Raw genomic sequence first — 15,793 nt, forward strand, 5'->3', positions numbered from 1 at the left:
CCGGGGCACGCGCTGGACATGCCTGAAGAACCGAACTCCACACCACCGCCGCAGACCCAGCAGTACCCGGGCGGCACCGGCGAGATGGCTCCGGAACCACGCGACGAGATGCGCCGCTACGAGGGCCGGGGCCTGCTGTCCGGCAAACGGGCGCTCGTCACCGGCGGCGACTCCGGCATCGGCCGCGCCGTCTCCGTCGCCTTCGCCAAGGAGGGCGCCGACGTCGCGATCGCCTACCTGAGCGAGCACGACGACGCCGACCACACCAGGAAGCTGGTGGAGGCCGAAGGGCGGCGCTGCGTGCTGCTCCCCGGCGACCTGGCGGACCGCGACCACTGCGTGCAGGTCGTCGAGCGCACCGTCTCCGAGCTGGGCGGCCTGGACGTCGTCGTGAACAACGTCGCCTACCAGCAGCCGGTCGACTCGCTGGAGGAGCTGACCGACGAGCAGTGGGAGCACACGTTCGCGGTCAACATCCACAGCTACTACCGCGTCACCAAGGCCGCGCTGCCCCACCTCAGAGAGGGCTCGGCCATCGTCAACACCTCCTCGATCAACGGCCTGCGCGGCAACAAGACACTCCTCGACTACTCCGCGACGAAGGGCGCGATCAACGCCTTCACCTACGCGATGGCGCAGAACCTGGTCGACCGGGGCATCAGGGTCAACGCGGTGGCGCCTGGGCCGGTCTGGACACCGCTCATCCCCGCCACCTTCCCCGAGGAGAAGGTCGAGCAGTTCGGCAAGCAGGTGCCGATGAAGCGGGCGGCCGACCCCGACGAGATCGCTCCCTCGTACGTGTTCTTCGCCTCGGACCTGATGTCGTCGTACTACACCGGCGAGGTGCTGGCCCCGATCGGCGGGGAGACGCTGCCCGGCTGACCACGTCAGATGAGAGTTCTCTCATCTCAGACTCAGGTTTCTCTCCTCATGTCCCGGCATGCTGGAGCGTATGAAGAGCCGAGCACCTCTCCTCGCCATCCTGGCCGGGCTGCTCGTGGCCGTGGCCGTGACGATCGGGTTCATGCGGGTCGCGGCCGGCGGCCCCGAGCTCGGCGGGCCCGTCGTGGTCTCGAACGAGCCGCCGGGGGCCACGGAGACCGGGGACGGCGCCGCGACGCCGGACGCCGGGACCGAGACGTCCGCCGCCGCTGAGACGGCCACGCCCGCCACCGCCGAGAAGACGCCGTCAGCGTCTCCGTCGCCGCGCGAGACGAAAGCCGAGCCGGTCAGGCCCCCGTCGCCCAGGCCGGGCGGCGACGACGATGACGACGATGACGATGATGACGATGACGACGACGATGACGACGATGACGACGACTGACGGCTCGCCGGCATGCGGGTGACCGCGCGCGGCCGGATCGTCGGCTGGATGCTCGCGGTCGTCTCCCTCGCCCTGTTCATCGCGATCTTCGCGACCTGGGCGATCCTCGACCGCCTGATCGACGACCGGATCGACGCCGAGTTCGGCAACGAGGCGGAGAAGCTGCGCCGCTACGCCGCGACCGCCGTCGACGTCCGGGACGTGGACACCCTGCTCAGCGGATACCTCTCCTACAACCCGCCCGACGAATGGGAGACGTTCTTCACGATCCTCGACGACCGGCCGCACAAGATCACCGGGATTCCGCCGCTGGCCCGGCTCGACACCGACGACGCGCTGGTGGCGCGTCTGGGGCAGGTCACCGAGCCGGCGAGCGGCGAGACCGAGAGCGCCGCCGGCACCGTCCGCTACGCCGTCATCCCTGTCCAGGTGAACGGCGACGCCCGCCGGGGCCAGCTGGTCATCGCCGTCTTCTACGACCACTACCGCGAGGAGGTGCTGAACGCCATCCGCGTGCTCGCCCTCGCCTCGCTGGCCGCGCTCGCGCTGGCCGGCGCGGCCGGCTGGTTCGTGGCGGGGCGGGTGCTGGCGCCGATCCGGCTGGTGGGGCAGACCGCCGAACGGATCAGCGGCTCCTCCGACCTCACCAGACGGCTCGACGTGCCGGGCGACGATGACGTGTCCGAGCTGGCCGGCACCTTCAACCGGATGCTCGACCGGCTGGAGCACGCCTTCGCCGTGCAGCGGGACTTCGTCGACGACGCCGGCCACGAGCTGCGCACCCCCATCACGGTGATCCGCGGCCACCTGGAGCTGATGGGCGACGACCCCGACGACAGGGCCGAGACCCTCGCCCTGGTCACCGACGAGCTGGACCGGATGAACCGCATGGTCGACGACCTGCTCACGCTCGCCAAGGCCGAACAGCCCGGCTTCCTCGACATCGACGAGGTCGAGCTGGCCGACCTGACCGTCAGCGTCGTCGCCAAGGCGCGGGCGCTCGGCGAACGGCGCTGGCGGGTCGACGAGGTCGCCGAGGCGCGCATCCCCGCCGACCGGCAGCGGCTCACACAGGCGCTCATGCAGCTCGCGGCCAACGCCGTGCGCCACACCGCCGACGACGGCCAGATCGCCGTCGGCTCCGCCGTTCAGGACGGCTTCGTACGGCTGTGGGTGCGCGACGACGGGCCGGGAGTGCCGCCGGCCGACCGGGAGCGGATTTTCCGGCGGTTCATGCGCGCCGGCGAGCGTTCCGGTACGCATGAGGGCGCCGGGCTCGGCCTGGCCATCGTCAGGTCCATCGCCGAGGCCCACGGCGGCACCGTCCAGGTGGAGGACGCCCCCGGAGGCGGGGCGTGCTTCGTGATGACCATTCCGATGCGGGAGTTGCGGTGAACCGGATTCTGATCGCCGAGGACGAGGCGCGGATCGCCTCCTTCGTGGAGAAAGGGCTGCGCGGCAACGGCTTCGTCACCGCCGTGGTCAGCGACGGCCTGGCCGCCTACGACATGGCGGGAAGCGGCGCGTTCGACCTGCTCATCCTGGACATCGGGCTGCCGCTGAGCGACGGGTTCACGGTGCTGCGGCGGCTCAGGGAGTCCAAGGTCGGCATCCCCGTGATCATCCTGACGGCCCGTGACAGCGTCACCGACAAGGTGGCGGGGCTGGAGGGCGGGGCCGACGACTACATCGCCAAGCCGTTCGCGTTCGAGGAGCTGCTGGCGCGGGTGCGGCTGCGGCTGCGCGCCGACCGCAGCCCCGAGGTGACCGTGCTGCGGGTCGCCGGCCTCGCGCTCGACCTGCGGACCCGGCGCGCGTACGTGGGGGAGCGGTCGGTGGATCTGTCGACGCGGGAGTTCGCGCTCGCGGAGGTGTTCTGCCGCCATCCCGACCAGGTGCTGACGCGGGAGCAGCTGCTCAGCCACGTGTGGGGGTTCGACTTCGACCCGGGCTCGAACGTGGTGGACGTGTACGTGCGCTACCTGCGCCGCAAGCTCGGCGCCGACCGCATCGAGACGGTACGGGGGACCGGCTACCGGCTGAAGGCCGAGGGCGCCCCTAGGTGAAGGGACTCTCATCACGTGCTCACGGGGAGCCAACCGGTGGATCCCAGGCTTGGAGTCGTCCGCACGGGGAGTGCGGAGGAATCCAGGAGGACGAGATGAGCCAGGAACTGCGGCGCGCGCTCGCGGCCATCGGGATCGTGCTGGGCATGGGCGTCACCGCCACCGCCCTCGCCACCCCGGCGACCGCCACCACCCCGTCAACCGTCACAACGACCGCCGCCGACGACGACGACCGTCCGAGGGGTGGGGTGGAGACCGGGGTCGGTGGCGTGGCCGACGACGATGACGATCGTCCGAGGGGCGGGGTGGACACCGGCGCCGGTGGGGCGGCCGACGACGATGACGATGACGATCGTCCGAGGGGCGGAGTGGAGACCGGGGTCGGTGGCGTGGCCGACGACGATGACGATCGTCCGCAGGGCGGAGTGGACACCGGCGCCGGAGGGGCGGCCGACGATGATGACGATCGGCCGACCGGTGGGGTCGAGACCGGGGCCGGTGGGGCGGCGCTGGTGATGGGTGGGGAGGGTGGGGCGGCGTTGCCGCTCGCGCTCGCTTCGGGCGCGGGAGCGGTGCTGATCGCCGGTGGGGCGTGGGCCGGCCGCAGGCTGGTCAGGCGGTGAGCGTGCGGCGCCGGAGTCTCGCCCTGGTGGCGGGCGCTCTCGTGGCGACGGTCGCGTGCGCCCCCGCCGCCCCGCGAGCGGCGGCTGCCCCACAGGTGGCGGGTGCCCTTGACGGTGCGGTCGTCCCGCAGGCGGCGAGTGTCACCGTCGAGGCGGCGAACCCCGTGCGGTTGCGGATCCCGTCCATCGGCGTCTCGACCAAGGTGATCCCGCTCAAGCTCGACAAGGCGGGCCGCCTGATCGCACCCGAGCCGTTCGACCGGGTGGGATGGCACGAGGGCGGCCCCGAGCCCGGGGAGCGGGGCGTGGCCGTCATCGCCGGCCACGTCGACTCCAGGACGGGCCCCGCCGTGTTCTTCCGCCTGCGCGACCTGCGCAAGGGCGCCCGCGTCCACGTGGACAGGGCGGACGGCAGCACCGTCACCTTCACCGTGTCACGCCTGGCCCGCTACCCCAAGGACCGCGTGCCCGACGAGGTGTACAACTCGGGCGAGGGCGCCCAGCTCCGCCTCATCACCTGCGGCGGCACGTTCGACCGCGCCCGCCGCAGCTACCGCGACAACGTCGTGGTGTTCGCCCGCTGACAACAGAAGTGCCGCCGGGCCCCGGCGGCACTTCTTCCATGAGAACGTCCTCACGGTCGGCTCACAGGCGCTTCACCGCCGGGCGAGACGCTGTTCATGACAGCGAAAGACCCGGGAGGACCTCTTGAGACCGACCACGCTCCTCGCCCTCGCGATGGACCTGGCCGCGATCATCACGCTCGCGTACGGCCTGTACTACCGCCGCCACCACCGGCGCGACCTGCTCTTCGCCTACGTGGCGCTGAACACCGGCATCTTCGCCGTGGTCTCGCTCATGCTGGTCCAGCGGGTGGACCTGGCGGTCGGCTTCGGCCTGTTCGGCGTGCTGGCCATCATCCGGCTCCGCTCCTCGGAGATCACCCAGCAGGAGATCGCGTACTACTTCGTCGCCATCGCGCTCGGCCTGGTCAACGGCATCGCCGCGAGCTGGCCGCTGACCGCGCTCTTCCTCGACGTGGTGCTGCTGGCGGTGATGTACGTGGCCGACCACCCCCGGCTGCTGGGCCGTACCCATCAGCAGCTGGTAACGCTGGACGTGGTGCACACCGACCCCGCGCTGCTCCGCGCCGACCTGGAGAGCCGGCTCGGCGGGCGGGTGCTGCAGTGCGTGGTGAGCCAGGTCGACTACGTACGGGACGTCACCGTGGTGGACGTCCGCTACGAGGTCCCGGCGGAGCGGCGGGCGGAGGCGTGGCGATGACCGAGTGGCCCGATGCGGGAGTCCTGCTCGCCGGGGTGGCGGCCGGCCTCGACCCGGTCACCCTGGAGGAGGTCAGCGCCCGCGCCAAGCTGATGACCCGGGTGGACCACAAGTATCTGGTGCCCGCCTCGGTCATGACCCGCCTGGCCGGAGAGCTGGGCGACCGGTTCGGGGTGCTGGAGATCGGCGGGCGGCGACAGTTCCGCTACACCTCCACCTACTTCGACACGCCGGACCTGCTCACGTTCCGTCAGCACCGTCAGCAGCGCCGCCGCCGCTTCAAGATCCGTACGCGGACGTACCTGGACGGCGGCGGGCGCTGGCTGGAGGTGAAGCTGAAGGGCGCGGGAGGCGGCACCGACAAGCACCGCGTCCCGTACGACGGCGCGCCCGCGCACGCGCTCACCCCCGAGGCGCTCGACTACCTGTCGACCACCCTGGCCACCGGCCTGCGGCTGCCCCGCCCGGCGTCGCTCGGCCCGGTGCTGTCCACCGACTACCGCCGGGTCACGCTGGTCGACCGGTCCGGGGTCGCGCGGCTGACCTGCGACAGCGGCCTCGTCTGCCACGACGGCCGGCGCGCGCTCCCGGCCCGGCGCGACCGGGTCCTGCTGGAGTCGAAGTCCGCCGACGGCGACGCCGCCGCCGACCGCGTGCTGCGCCGCCTGGGCGTCCGCCCGGTGAGCGTCAGCAAGTACTGCCTCGGCGTCGCCGCCCTGCTGGACGTCCGCGCCAACCCCTGGCACCGGGTGCTGCGCCACTACTTCAGAGGACGGTACGCAACGCCGGCCACCTGATCTCACGGGTCCACGGCATCCTCCCGAAGTCGGCCACCACCCCGAAGTGATCGCTCGCCCACACCGGTCGAACTCCCGGAAGCACGCCTCCAGCAGCGCACCAGCACATAGTCGATCCGCCCCCCCGGTCACCAGCGGGTTCACCGGGCTGAACGTGTGCCCTTCGTCGCCCGGGCGCGCCCACTCCCAGGCGTCCCGGTAACAGACGCTCACGTCCCGCAGCGACTGCAGCCCCCGCCAGAGGCGCAGTCTCGCCGACTCGGGCGTGGCGTCGAAGTCCCCCGCCACCACGACCGGCAGGTCCCGCCCCGAGAGCACCCGCTCGGCGAGCCGGCGGCGGCCACCGCCTGCAGCCGTCGTTCCCGCTCATGGCCGAGCCGGAACGACGGCTTGTGGTTGACGAAGATCATCGGTACGGGTCCGCGGATCTCCGCGACGCCCACCCACGCGGCGAACTCCGCCAGGTCGACCCGCCCCGTCACGGGCATCCTGGCCTGGCGCACCTCGCCCGGCGGCCACCGGCTCGCGATCGACGCGCGGGTGCCGTCGGCCGCAGCTCGCGCAGCCCGGCCGCCAGCGCCTCCCGGCGGGCGGGCCAGTCGACGTGGCGGGCCCGGGGGTTCATGGTGAGCACGCGCATGCGTGATCACTGCCTCCGGGCCGGATCACGGGCGATAGGTGCCGAAGAACCAGAGGTTGCCCTCCGGGTCCGCGGCGGCGTACTCGCGGGAGCCGTACGGCTGGTCCACCAGCTCCATGGTGATCCGGGCGCCGGCCTTCCTGGCGCGGTCGTGGTGGGCGTCGGCGTCGTCGACCGCGACGTAGACGCCCGGGCCGCCCGGGCTGCCCAGGCCGAGCATGATGACGTCGTCGCCGACCAGGAGTTCGGCATGGCTGACCACGCCTTCGTCGTTCTTGGACAGCTCGCGCACCTCGAAGCCGAAGGCGCCGGTGAGGAAGTCGACCGCGGCCGCGCAGTCGTGGTAGCGGGCGAGTGCGTAAACCTTCATGGGCCCAGTGTCGGACGGCCGCCGGCCTGGGGTCTTGGAGAAATCTGACCGGGCGTGACCGCCGCGAGCGTGCGGAACTCGCGGTTCATGTGGGCCTGGTCGTAGAAGCCGCACGCGGCCGCCGCCTCGGCGATCGCGCTGCCCGAGCGCAGCAGCGCCGCCGCCCGGTGGAAGCGGATCACCCGCGCCGCCGCCTTCGGCGTCAGCCCGACCTGGTCGCGGAAGCGGGACACCAGGTGGCGGTGGCTGCGCTCCAGCGACACGGCCAGCGACGCGACCGGGACCGCGCCGCCCGACTCCAGCAGCCGCGCCCACGCCCACCGCACCTCGGGATCGGGCTCGGGCCCGGCGGCGAACCGCTCGGTGAGCAGCCGCTCGGCCAGCGCCAGCCGTTCAGGCGCGGACGGCGCCGCGGCCAGCCGACCGGCCGCCTCCGCCGCCCACGGGCCGAGCAGCTCCTCCGCCGGCACCGCCAGGTTGACCAGGAGCCGCAGCGGCATCCCGAACAGCCGCCTGGCCCCGAACGGGGTCAGAGCGACCTCGACCCCCTCGGTCGGCCTGGTCATCCGGGTGAGCGTGAACCGGTCGGACGGCCCCGCCCCGAACGAGGTCAGCCGCTTGCCGTCCACCTCCATCGGCGCGGCGAACCCCAGGATCAGCACTCCGCCGGTGACCGCCGCCTCGGCCCGGGTCAACGGCTCGCCGTGGTCTTCGCGGTAGGCGGCCAGGCGGTGGACGTACGGCCGCAGGGCAGGAGCGGGGGCCGACCCGGTCATGGTCAGCCCCCGCTCGCTCATGCTTTCGACTATAGGCCGAGCTGCCTGGCCATGAACGTGAGCGTGTCCGCCGACAGGTCGACGGTCCGGCTGATCGAGCGGGCGCCGTGGCCCACCTCGGTCTCGTTGCGCAGCAGGATCGGCCCGTCGCCGGCGGTGGCGTGCTGCAGCGCGGCGCACATCTTCCACGCGTGCAGCGGATGCACCCGCGTGTCGGACTGGAACACCGTGAACAGCGTCGCGGGGTAACGCACCCCCTCCTCGACGTGGTGGTAGGGCGAATAGGAGCGCAGCCAGCCGAACTGCTCGGGATCGTCGGCCGAACCGTACTCGACGTTCCAGGTCGCGCCCAGCCCGAACTTCTCGTAACGGATCATGTCGAGCAGCGGCGCCGAGCACACCACGGCCCGGTAGAGGTCGGGGCGCTGGGTGAGCGCCGCGCCCACCAGCAGGCCGCCGTTGGAGCCGCCCGAGATGCCGAGCTGCCCGGCCGTGGTCACCCCGGTCTCGATGAGGTGCTCGGCCGCCGCGTGGAAGTCGTCGAACACGTTCTGCTTGTGGGCGAGCATGCCCGCCCGGTGCCAGTCCTCGCCCTCCTCGCCGCCGCCGCGCAGGTTGGCGATCGCGTACACGCCGCCCGCCTCGACCCAGCTCAGGATCGACGCCGAGTAGCCGGGGGTCATCGAGATGCCGAACCCGCCGTACCCGTAGAGGATCGCCGGGCGCGGGCCCTCGCCGGAGGCCGGCGAGATGATGAGCATGCGCACGTCGGTGCCGTCGCCGGAGCGGTAGACCACCTGCTCGGTGCGCACCTCCGGCACGTCCACCGCGCCCGGCGAGGCCGCCCAGAGCGTGGTCTCGCCCGTGCGCGCGTCATAGCGCTGGATGGTCGGCGGAGTGGTGTTGTCGGTGTAGCCGAACCACGCCTCGTGGCCGCCCTCCGGCCGCTCCGAGATGCTGCCGATGCTGCCCAGGCCGGGCGTCGGCACCTGGCCGATCCGCTCGCCCGTCGCCAGGTCGTGCACGGTGATCTCGCTGATCGCGTGGCGGGTCCAGCCCACCAGCATCACCGGGCTGTCGAGGTCGTCGAGGATCGCGAAGTCGGACAGCACCGCCTCCGGGTCCTGCGGGATCAGGTCGCGCCATGCCTCGAACTCCGGCCGGGACGGGTCGGTGACGCACACCCGGGCCCGGGGCGCGTCACGGTCGGTGTGGACGTACAGCCTGCCGTCGCGGCCGAACACCAGCCCGGTCTGCGCGTCGACGCCCTCCTGCACCACCCGCAGCTCCGGCCGGTCGGCGGGGGAGGCGGTCAGGTCGGCGACCCACAGGTCGTTGCGCGGGGCGGTGCCCTCGCTGGCCGAGATCTGCAGCCAGCGGCCGTCGCGCGACACCGACACGCCGTAGTAGTTGGTCATCTTCATGCCATCACCGAAGATCATCACGTCGTCCTCGGTGGACGTGCCGACCCGGTGCAGATAGACGCGGCGGTGGAACTGACGCTCGTCCTCGGGCACTTCCGTGCTCGGCAGCCTGCGTACGTAGTAGAAAGCCTCGCCGCCCGGCAGCCACGCGATCGGCGAGTAGCGGCAGCGGTCGATCGGCCCCTCGATCCGCGTGCCCGTCGCCACGTCGATCACGTAGAGCACCGACTCCTCGTCGCCGCCCACCGAGATCTGGTAGGCCAGCAGCCGCCCTTCCTTGTCGGGCTGCACCGCGTCCAGCGTCGTCAGCCCCGACGGGTCGAGCGCCATCGGGTCGACCAGCGCCCGCTCGGTGCCGCCGGCCCCGTCGGGCTCCACCACGTAGTAGACCGCGTGCTCCTGCTCCGGCGTGCGGCGGCTGAAGAAGTAGCGGTCGCCGCGCCACGCGGGCGCGCCCACCGACCCCGACTTCAGCAGCTCGGCGATCCGCGACTTGAACCGCTGCGGCTCGCTCTCCCGCTTGAACAGCTCGGCCTGCGCGACCAGCCACCGCTCCGTCTCCGGGCTCTCGGGATCCTCCAGCCAGCGGTACGGGTCGGGAACGGGGATGCCGTGCAGGACGTCGGCGGTTTCCTCGCGTGGCGCCGCCGGATAGGACTCTCGCGTCATGCTCGAACCCTACGGCAAAGCACGAGGCCCGGAGGTTGGCGTAAAGGCCTGGTGATACGGGAATAAACCGTAACGTGCGTCCCTCTGGTCATTCCGGGCCGGACGTTAAGGGGTGGCGGGGACGCTGCGGTGAACGCCAGACTTGCTGACAGGACGGTGCCGTGGTGTCCATCCGCTGGGCCGTCCGGCGGAGGTCCACGTGATGGTTGTGCCGAAGCCCCAGGAGGGGCGAATAGCCGGGACATGCCACGGCATGTCTCCTTCGAATTGGGTGCGGCGGGGAGAGGCCCGATGATGCGCCAAGTCCTGCTGCTCAACGCCACCTACGAGCCCTTGACCACGCTTTCCCTGCACCGTGCCATCGTGCTCGTGCTGCGGGAGAAGGCCGACATCATCCACCGTGACGGCCGCGGAGCCGTGCTGCGCTCCACCAGCCGGACGCTCGACGTGCCGTCGGTCATCCGGCTCAGGAGATACGTCCGCATCCCGTACCGATCCCGTATCCCCCTGACCAGAGCCGCCCTCATGCGGCGCGACGACTACCGGTGCGCCTACTGCGGGCAGCGGGCCGAGACCATCGACCACGTCGTCCCCCGCTCCAGGGGCGGCGCCCACACGTGGGAGAACTGCGTCGCCTCGTGCTCGCCGTGCAACCACAGGAAGGCCGACAAGTACCTGGAGGAGCTGGGGTGGACCCTGAGTGTCGCCCCGTCCGTGCCACGGGGCGCTCACTGGCGGTTGATCGGCGCCTCGCTCGTCGGCGACCCCCAATGGGCGCCCTACCTTGAAGCGGCTGCCTGACCCGGGCCCGGCACCTCGTGCCGGGCCCGCGTGCCCTTCGGGCTACTCCCAGGTGCCGGGCCGGCTCGTGCTCTTCACCGAACCGGCAGGCTACGCCCGGGTGACTTTCCAGCCCTGAGGGCGTTCCGGGCTACTCTGATGGCATGCCGCGTTACGACTACCGCTGCCGCGCCTGCGGCTCCACGTTCGAGGTGTCCCGGCCGATGTCGGCGTCCAGCGACCCGGCCGCCTGCCCGGAGGGCCACGACGACACGGTCAAACTGCTTTCCACCGTCGCCATGACCGGCTCCGCCGCCACCCCGCCCCCTGCCTCGGGCGGTGGCTGCTGCGGCGGCGGTTGCTGCGGCTAGCTCTCGGCGGATGCCGCCAGGTTTCCCCTCGGAGTCACGCGCAGGCCGGTGAAGACCGGCCAGCGCCGGTCGGCGCGGTCGCGAACGATCGACAGCGCGATGCCGCCGGTGTCGCCGGCGCCGTGGCGGCTCGGCGCGCTGAGCCGGACCGTTCCGTCGACCAGCGCGACGATCCTGCTTCCTCGCACCGTGAGCAGCACGTGGTGGGCGGCACCGGGTGCGAGCGGCTGCTCGTCGAGGACGCGCCCCCCGCTCCGGCCGCGGATGAGCTGGGCCGTGTGGGCGGACAGCCGGATCGCCACCGGCGCCCGCCCGCCGACGCGGGCGTAGAGGCCGGCGGTGTTCGTGTTCGCGGCAAGCCGGGACACCCGCACGTCCACGGCGTAGTGGTCCCAGTCCGCCGAGCCGTAGGGGGCGTAGGCGGCGTATCTGAAGGTGTCGCGGCCCGCCTGCGAGCGCCTGCCGGTCAACGGGAAGTCGCCCGGCCCCACGGGTTCTCCACTGACGGACGTCCACCGCTCGTGGTCTTCCAGCGGCGTCCCGCGGGGCGGGATCTCGGTGCGCCGCACCACCTCGCGCATCAGGACGTCGGCCGTCGTGTCCGCCCGGACCTCCAGCCGCTCGTACTCCTGCGCCACCGAAGATCTGCGGCTGGGCGGCATCGGACGCGAGGCGTGGTTGCTCATCGCCAGCGCGAACGAGTCTTTGATCACACGGTCGGCGAAGGCGGACGCGTGCCGTTCCGCTTCTGGCGTGGGCGTTTCGGTGGAGACCCTCGCCCCGGAGCTGACCGAGAACCGAGCCGCGCGCGGCCCCATGCCATGGGCTCCCATGGCCGCGTCGCCGGAGTCGGAGAAGGGGTGGGAGAACAGGACCGGCCGGGGCAGCCCATGCTGGTGGAACGCGCGGAACATCGCCGCGAAATCGGCTCGGATGCGCGCTTGATAGCGGGCGAGGCTCTCCCACTCGCCGGCCGCGGCGGAGTAGACCCGGTTGGTCAGCGGCGATCCGGTCCGCCCGCCGGGCCCGGTCACAACCCGGGCGTGCAGGTCGTGGGTGTGACTCTGGAAGTCCCACCGTCCCGATGCCGCCATCCGGGAGACCTCCTCCCAGGACAGGTAGTACGGACTGCGGCCTACCAGGCCGGTGATGAGGAACGCCGAGGCCCGCATGCCGTGACGGGCCAGGATCGCGTCGCCGTGGATCCACAGGCCGCGTGCCCCGTCGTCGAACGTGATCACGACCGAACGTCGACGCACCGCCGAGGAAACGGTCCTCGGCCCAGGCGGGAAGGTAGTTGTAGATCGCGTCCCGGCGGAAGACCGCCAGCGGCCCGGAGACGCAGACGACCGCGCCGAAGACCGACTCGGCCGCCTTGATCACCCGGCACTGGCCCTCTTACCACACGTCCTGCGCACGCGAGAGCATGCTCTGATCGGCGTTGAGCGCGCGCGTGTGCCCACTGACCGCGCCCAGTTCAGGGTGCCGGACGAGCGCCGGGACGCAGCGGGACAGGGCGTCCGCGGCCAGCACGCAGTCGGAGTCGGTGAAGGCGACCACGTCGCCGGTGGCACGTTCCATGCCGCGGACGAGCGCCCGTTTCTTGCCTACGTCCTCCTCCAGGAAGAGGACCTCGATAGGCAACCGGCGGGCGAGATCCCGCAGGACGTCCGGCGTGCCGTCGTTGGAGGCGTCGTCCACCACGATGACCTGCACACCCTCGGCGTCTCCCGCCACCATGGATTGCACGCACGCCTCGATGCCCGACTCCTCGTTGCGCACCGCGACCAGGAAACTGACGGTGGGCTGAGCCGGCAGCGGGACGAACAGGTCTGTGTCGCGACCGCGGCGCAGTGACGGGATGGCGCGGCCGAGAAGCAGGAGCAGCGGGAACAGCAGCACCAGCGTCGCCACCCGCCGGATGCCGTGCTGGATGCCGGGGTCCAGGCTGCGCAGCCGCTCACGGACCCCTTCCATACGCGGCGGGCCGGTCTGGGATCTTCGAGGGCAGGGTGTGTCGGAAGCGGTGACAGCAGGCGAGACAACTGATGGAGAGCGCACGATATCCCGGTGCTGAGCGTGAACAAGCATCGCCACTTGATCGAGAAGCACCCTAACCAGCTTCGCCGAGGCCGGAGGGGGATCGACACCGTGATTCTGTAGAAGACCGGGCCCCGCGAACATCCCCAAGGGTGGGCGGCGTGCCTGGTGGGATGGGCACGCCGCCCGGGGGGAGGTCAGGCGGCCCTGGTGCGCTTGCGGCGCTGGAACGGCAGGAAGCGGTCGGCCAGGTGGGGGCGGGACGGGGTGAGGGTGGGCTCGACGGCGAGGATGCGGTCGAAGCGGAAGGCGCGGATCGCGCGGCGCATCCGGCACACTCCCACGAGATACCAGAAGTCGCGGTGGACCAGGCAGGTCACCGGCTCGACCTCGCGGCTGGTGACGGTGCCGGCGGCGTCGCGGTAGTGGAGGCGGACCATCATGCGGCCGGTGATGGCGTCGGCGATGAGCCGGGCCCGCGCGGCCACCTCGGCGGGCAGCGGCTCGACGAGGGTGTCGAGGGTGGCGGCGATGACGTCGTCGTCGAGGTCGAGATGATCGAGGGCGTGCTGCAGGCCGCGCCGGGCGGTGACGGCTTGCGGGCCCGACCCCAGGTGAGCCAGGGACAGAGCGAGGGCGGCGATCTCGGCGGTCGTCAGCGGTTGCGTCTGGGGCTTCACGACTTCAGCCATACCCCAAGCATAGGTAAAGTCACTGACATTTTCGAAAGTGTGTACGGCAGGCGACAGGAGTGTCGCCTGCCGTACAGGGTCACTTGGACAGCTGCGACAGGTCGCGCGAGGCGCCGGTGGAGGCCGAGGTCGTCATGGCCGCGTACGCCTGCAGCGCCGCGCTCACCGGCCGGTCGCGGTCGCGCGGCCGGAACCCGCCCAGCTCGGCCAGCAGCCGCTCGCGGCGGGCCGCCAGCTCGGCCTCGGGGACGTGCAGCTCCAGCTTGCGGGCGGGGATGTCGATCTCGACGAGGTCGCCGTCCTCGACGAGCGCGATCGTGCCGCCCTCGGCCGCCTCGGGGGAGGCGTGGCCGATCGACAGCCCGGACGTGCCGCCGGAGAAGCGGCCGTCGGTGATCAGCGCGCACGCCTTGCCCAGGCCCTTGCCCTTGAGGAACGAGGTCGGGTAGAGCATCTCCTGCATGCCGGGGCCGCCCTTGGGGCCTTCGTAGCGGACGATCACCACGTCGCCCTCCTTGACCCGGTCGTTGAGGATGCCCTCGACCGCCTGCTCCTGCGACTCGAACACGACGGCCGGCCCGGTGAACTTCCAGATCGACTCGTCGACGCCGGCGGTCTTCACCACGGCGCCGTCGCGGGAGATGTTGCCGTAGAGCACGGCGAGGCCGCCGTCGGCGGTGTAGGCGTGTTCGAGGTCGCGCACGCACCCGTCGGCGCGGTCGAGGTCGAGGGAGTCCCACCGGTTGTCCTGCGAATAGGGCTTGACGGTGCGGACGTTGCCGGGCGCGGCGTGCCACAGCTCCGTCGCCTCGGGCTTGACCGAGGGCGACATCGGGTCCCAGGCGGCGAGCAGGTCGCCGAGCGTGCCGCCGTTGACCGTCGGGACGTCGCGGTGGAGCAGCCCGGCCCGGTCGAGCTCGCCCAGGATGGCGGGGATGCCGCCGGCCCGGTGGACGTCCTCGACGTGGTACTTGCTGGTCGCCGGGGCGACCTTGCACAGGCACGGCACCCGCAGGGAGATCTCGTTGATCTCCTTGAGCCCGAAGTCGACCTCGGCCTCGCGGGCCGCGGCCAGGATGTGGAGGATCGTGTTGGTGGATCCGCCCATGGCGACGTCGAGCGTCATCGCGTTCTCGAACGCCTCGCGGGTGGCGATCGAGCGCGGCAGCACCGACTCGTCGCCCTCCTCGTAGTAGCGCCGGGTGATCTCGACGAGCGTGCGGCCGGCCTCCTCGAAGAGGTCCTTGCGCGCCTTGTGGGTGGCCAGGATCGTGCCGTTGCCGGGCAGCGCCAGGCCGATGGCCTCGGCCAGGCAGTTCATGGAGTTGGCGGTGAACATGCCGGAGCACGAGCCGCAGGTCGGGCAGGCGCTCTCCTCCATCTCCAGCAGCTCGGCGTCGGTGACGGAGTCGTCGGCGGAGGCGATCATCGGGTCGATGAGGTCGAGCTTGCGGCCGGGCGTCTTGCCGGCCTCCATCGGACCGCCGGAGACGAAGACCGTCGGGATGTTGAGCCGGAACGCGGCCAGCAGCATGCCCGGCGTGATCTTGTCGCAGTTGGAGACGCAGATCATCGCGTCGGCGCAGTGGGCGTTGACCATGTACTCGACGGCGTCGGCGATGAGCTCGCGCGACGGCAGCGAGTAGAGCATGCCGCCGTGGCCCATGGCGATGCCGTCGTCGACCGCGATCGTGTTGAACTCGCGGGGGATGGCACCCGCCTCGCGGATCGCCCCGGACACCACGTCGCCGACGTCGCGCAGGTGGACGTGGCCGGGCACGAACTGGGTGAAGCTGTTGGCCACCGCGATGATCGGCTTGCCGAAGTCGCTCCCGGCTACGCCGGTCGCCCGGAGCAGGGCCCGGGCACCGACCATGTTCCTGCCGTGGGTGACGGTACGAGACCTGAGGGCGGGCATGGAGCTTCTCCCATCGTCG

General features: G+C 71.7%; 18 protein-coding genes. 10 read left to right on the forward strand and 8 right to left on the reverse strand.

The window, feature by feature from the left end; translation table 11 throughout:
- Positions 1-18 precede the first annotated feature (18 nt).
- The 8 genes from KME79_RS27540 to KME79_RS27575 all read left to right on the forward strand — a co-directional run bounded on the left by KME79_RS27540 (position 19) and on the right by KME79_RS27575 (position 6,094).
- A complete protein-coding gene (locus tag KME79_RS27540) occupies positions 19-882 on the forward strand; it encodes an SDR family oxidoreductase (protein WP_219547007.1) in 864 nt (287 codons plus the stop codon).
- A 70-nt stretch (positions 883-952) separates the two neighbouring features.
- On the forward strand, positions 953-1,324 hold the full coding sequence (locus KME79_RS27545; protein ID WP_219547009.1) for a hypothetical protein: 372 nt from the start codon (positions 953-955) through the stop codon (positions 1,322-1,324).
- 12 nt (positions 1,325-1,336) lie between these two features.
- Positions 1,337-2,719 (forward strand): sensor histidine kinase, encoded by a 1,383-nt coding sequence (locus KME79_RS27550; protein WP_219547011.1) that lies wholly within the window; start codon positions 1,337-1,339, stop codon positions 2,717-2,719.
- Complete coding sequence (locus KME79_RS27555) at positions 2,716-3,390, forward strand: response regulator transcription factor (protein ID WP_219547014.1); 675 nt, start codon at positions 2,716-2,718, stop codon at positions 3,388-3,390. Before KME79_RS27550 ends, KME79_RS27555 begins: the two co-directional genes overlap by 4 nt.
- 95 nt (positions 3,391-3,485) lie before the next feature.
- Positions 3,486-4,013 (forward strand): hypothetical protein, encoded by a 528-nt coding sequence (locus KME79_RS27560; protein ID WP_219547016.1) that lies wholly within the window; start codon positions 3,486-3,488, stop codon positions 4,011-4,013.
- A gap of 2 nt (positions 4,014-4,015) precedes the next feature.
- Positions 4,016-4,597, forward strand: coding sequence for a class F sortase (locus KME79_RS27565; RefSeq protein ID WP_308249071.1), 582 nt, complete (start codon positions 4,016-4,018; stop codon positions 4,595-4,597).
- A 154-nt stretch (positions 4,598-4,751) separates the two neighbouring features.
- Positions 4,752-5,297, forward strand: a complete 546-nt coding sequence (locus KME79_RS27570; RefSeq protein WP_219547127.1) for a DUF4956 domain-containing protein — start codon at positions 4,752-4,754, stop codon at positions 5,295-5,297.
- Positions 5,294-6,094: a polyphosphate polymerase domain-containing protein gene (locus KME79_RS27575; protein WP_219547020.1), complete on the forward strand. Its 801-nt coding sequence runs from the start codon at positions 5,294-5,296 to the stop codon at positions 6,092-6,094. Before KME79_RS27570 ends, KME79_RS27575 begins: the two co-directional genes overlap by 4 nt.
- A 478-nt stretch (positions 6,095-6,572) precedes the next feature.
- On the opposite strand, the gene KME79_RS27580 is transcribed toward KME79_RS27575, so the two are convergent.
- From KME79_RS27580 to KME79_RS27595, 4 genes are read right to left on the reverse strand one after another with little or no spacing between them, the layout of a single operon-like run.
- On the reverse strand, positions 6,573-6,734 hold the full coding sequence (locus KME79_RS27580) for a hypothetical protein (RefSeq protein WP_219547022.1): 162 nt from the start codon (positions 6,732-6,734) through the stop codon (positions 6,573-6,575).
- A 25-nt stretch (positions 6,735-6,759) separates the two neighbouring features.
- Positions 6,760-7,104 (reverse strand): VOC family protein, encoded by a 345-nt coding sequence (locus tag KME79_RS27585; RefSeq protein WP_219547024.1) that lies wholly within the window; start codon positions 7,102-7,104, stop codon positions 6,760-6,762.
- Positions 7,101-7,901 carry a helix-turn-helix domain-containing protein gene (locus KME79_RS27590; protein WP_219547026.1) on the reverse strand — a complete coding sequence of 267 codons (801 nt, stop codon included), beginning with the start codon at positions 7,899-7,901 and terminating at the stop codon, positions 7,101-7,103. The genes KME79_RS27585 and KME79_RS27590 overlap by 4 nt, the downstream gene beginning before the upstream one ends.
- 8 nt (positions 7,902-7,909) lie before the next feature.
- A complete protein-coding gene (locus KME79_RS27595) occupies positions 7,910-9,973 on the reverse strand; it encodes a prolyl oligopeptidase family serine peptidase (protein ID WP_219547028.1) in 2,064 nt (687 codons plus the stop codon).
- Between the two features lie 294 nt (positions 9,974-10,267).
- Here KME79_RS27595 and KME79_RS27600 point away from each other — a divergent pair, with 294 nt between their 5' ends.
- Positions 10,268-10,774 (forward strand): HNH endonuclease, encoded by a 507-nt coding sequence (locus KME79_RS27600; protein WP_148034362.1) that lies wholly within the window; start codon positions 10,268-10,270, stop codon positions 10,772-10,774.
- 143 nt (positions 10,775-10,917) lie between these two features.
- Positions 10,918-11,124: an FmdB family zinc ribbon protein gene (locus KME79_RS27605; protein WP_148029916.1), complete on the forward strand. Its 207-nt coding sequence runs from the start codon at positions 10,918-10,920 to the stop codon at positions 11,122-11,124.
- On the opposite strand, the gene KME79_RS27610 is transcribed toward KME79_RS27605, so the two are convergent.
- The 4 genes from KME79_RS27610 to ilvD all read right to left on the reverse strand — a co-directional run bounded on the left by KME79_RS27610 (position 11,121) and on the right by ilvD (position 15,774).
- Positions 11,121-12,383, reverse strand: a complete 1,263-nt coding sequence (locus tag KME79_RS27610) for a polysaccharide deacetylase family protein (protein WP_308249072.1) — start codon at positions 12,381-12,383, stop codon at positions 11,121-11,123. The genes KME79_RS27605 and KME79_RS27610 overlap by 4 nt on opposite strands.
- Before the next feature lie 139 nt (positions 12,384-12,522).
- Complete coding sequence (locus tag KME79_RS27615; protein WP_219547032.1) at positions 12,523-13,101, reverse strand: glycosyltransferase family 2 protein; 579 nt, start codon at positions 13,099-13,101, stop codon at positions 12,523-12,525.
- Positions 13,102-13,361: 260 nt separating this feature from the next.
- Positions 13,362-13,856 (reverse strand): helix-turn-helix transcriptional regulator, encoded by a 495-nt coding sequence (locus KME79_RS27620; RefSeq protein WP_148029918.1) that lies wholly within the window; start codon positions 13,854-13,856, stop codon positions 13,362-13,364.
- 79 nt (positions 13,857-13,935) lie between these two features.
- Complete coding sequence (gene ilvD / locus KME79_RS27625; RefSeq protein ID WP_219547034.1) at positions 13,936-15,774, reverse strand: dihydroxy-acid dehydratase; 1,839 nt, start codon at positions 15,772-15,774, stop codon at positions 13,936-13,938.
- Positions 15,775-15,793 lie beyond the last annotated feature (19 nt).

The sequence above is a fragment of the Nonomuraea harbinensis genome, assembly GCF_019396385.1.
Classification (GTDB): Bacteria; Actinomycetota; Actinomycetes; order Streptosporangiales; family Streptosporangiaceae; genus Nonomuraea; species Nonomuraea ferruginea.

Excerpts from the sequence above, each read along its gene's own strand:
- KME79_RS27540 (WP_219547007.1), top strand. The coding sequence starts at position 19 with ATGCCTGAAGAACCGAACTCCACACCACCGCCGCAGACCCAGCAGTAC.
- KME79_RS27545 (WP_219547009.1), top strand. The coding sequence starts at position 953 with ATGAAGAGCCGAGCACCTCTCCTCGCCATCCTGGCCGGGCTGCTCGTG.
- KME79_RS27550 (WP_219547011.1), top strand. The coding sequence starts at position 1,337 with ATGCGGGTGACCGCGCGCGGCCGGATCGTCGGCTGGATGCTCGCGGTC.
- KME79_RS27560 (WP_219547016.1), top strand. The coding sequence starts at position 3,486 with ATGAGCCAGGAACTGCGGCGCGCGCTCGCGGCCATCGGGATCGTGCTG.
- KME79_RS27570 (WP_219547127.1), top strand. The coding sequence starts at position 4,752 with ATGGACCTGGCCGCGATCATCACGCTCGCGTACGGCCTGTACTACCGC.
- KME79_RS27575 (WP_219547020.1), top strand. The coding sequence starts at position 5,294 with ATGACCGAGTGGCCCGATGCGGGAGTCCTGCTCGCCGGGGTGGCGGCC.
- KME79_RS27580 (WP_219547022.1), bottom strand. The coding sequence starts at position 6,734 with ATGCGCGTGCTCACCATGAACCCCCGGGCCCGCCACGTCGACTGGCCC.
- KME79_RS27585 (WP_219547024.1), bottom strand. The coding sequence starts at position 7,104 with ATGAAGGTTTACGCACTCGCCCGCTACCACGACTGCGCGGCCGCGGTC.
- KME79_RS27590 (WP_219547026.1), bottom strand. The coding sequence starts at position 7,901 with ATGAGCGAGCGGGGGCTGACCATGACCGGGTCGGCCCCCGCTCCTGCC.
- KME79_RS27595 (WP_219547028.1), bottom strand. The coding sequence starts at position 9,973 with ATGACGCGAGAGTCCTATCCGGCGGCGCCACGCGAGGAAACCGCCGAC.
- KME79_RS27600 (WP_148034362.1), top strand. The coding sequence starts at position 10,268 with ATGCGCCAAGTCCTGCTGCTCAACGCCACCTACGAGCCCTTGACCACG.
- KME79_RS27605 (WP_148029916.1), top strand. The coding sequence starts at position 10,918 with ATGCCGCGTTACGACTACCGCTGCCGCGCCTGCGGCTCCACGTTCGAG.
- KME79_RS27615 (WP_219547032.1), bottom strand. The coding sequence starts at position 13,101 with ATGGAAGGGGTCCGTGAGCGGCTGCGCAGCCTGGACCCCGGCATCCAG.
- KME79_RS27620 (WP_148029918.1), bottom strand. The coding sequence starts at position 13,856 with ATGGCTGAAGTCGTGAAGCCCCAGACGCAACCGCTGACGACCGCCGAG.
- ilvD (WP_219547034.1), bottom strand. The coding sequence starts at position 15,774 with ATGCCCGCCCTCAGGTCTCGTACCGTCACCCACGGCAGGAACATGGTC.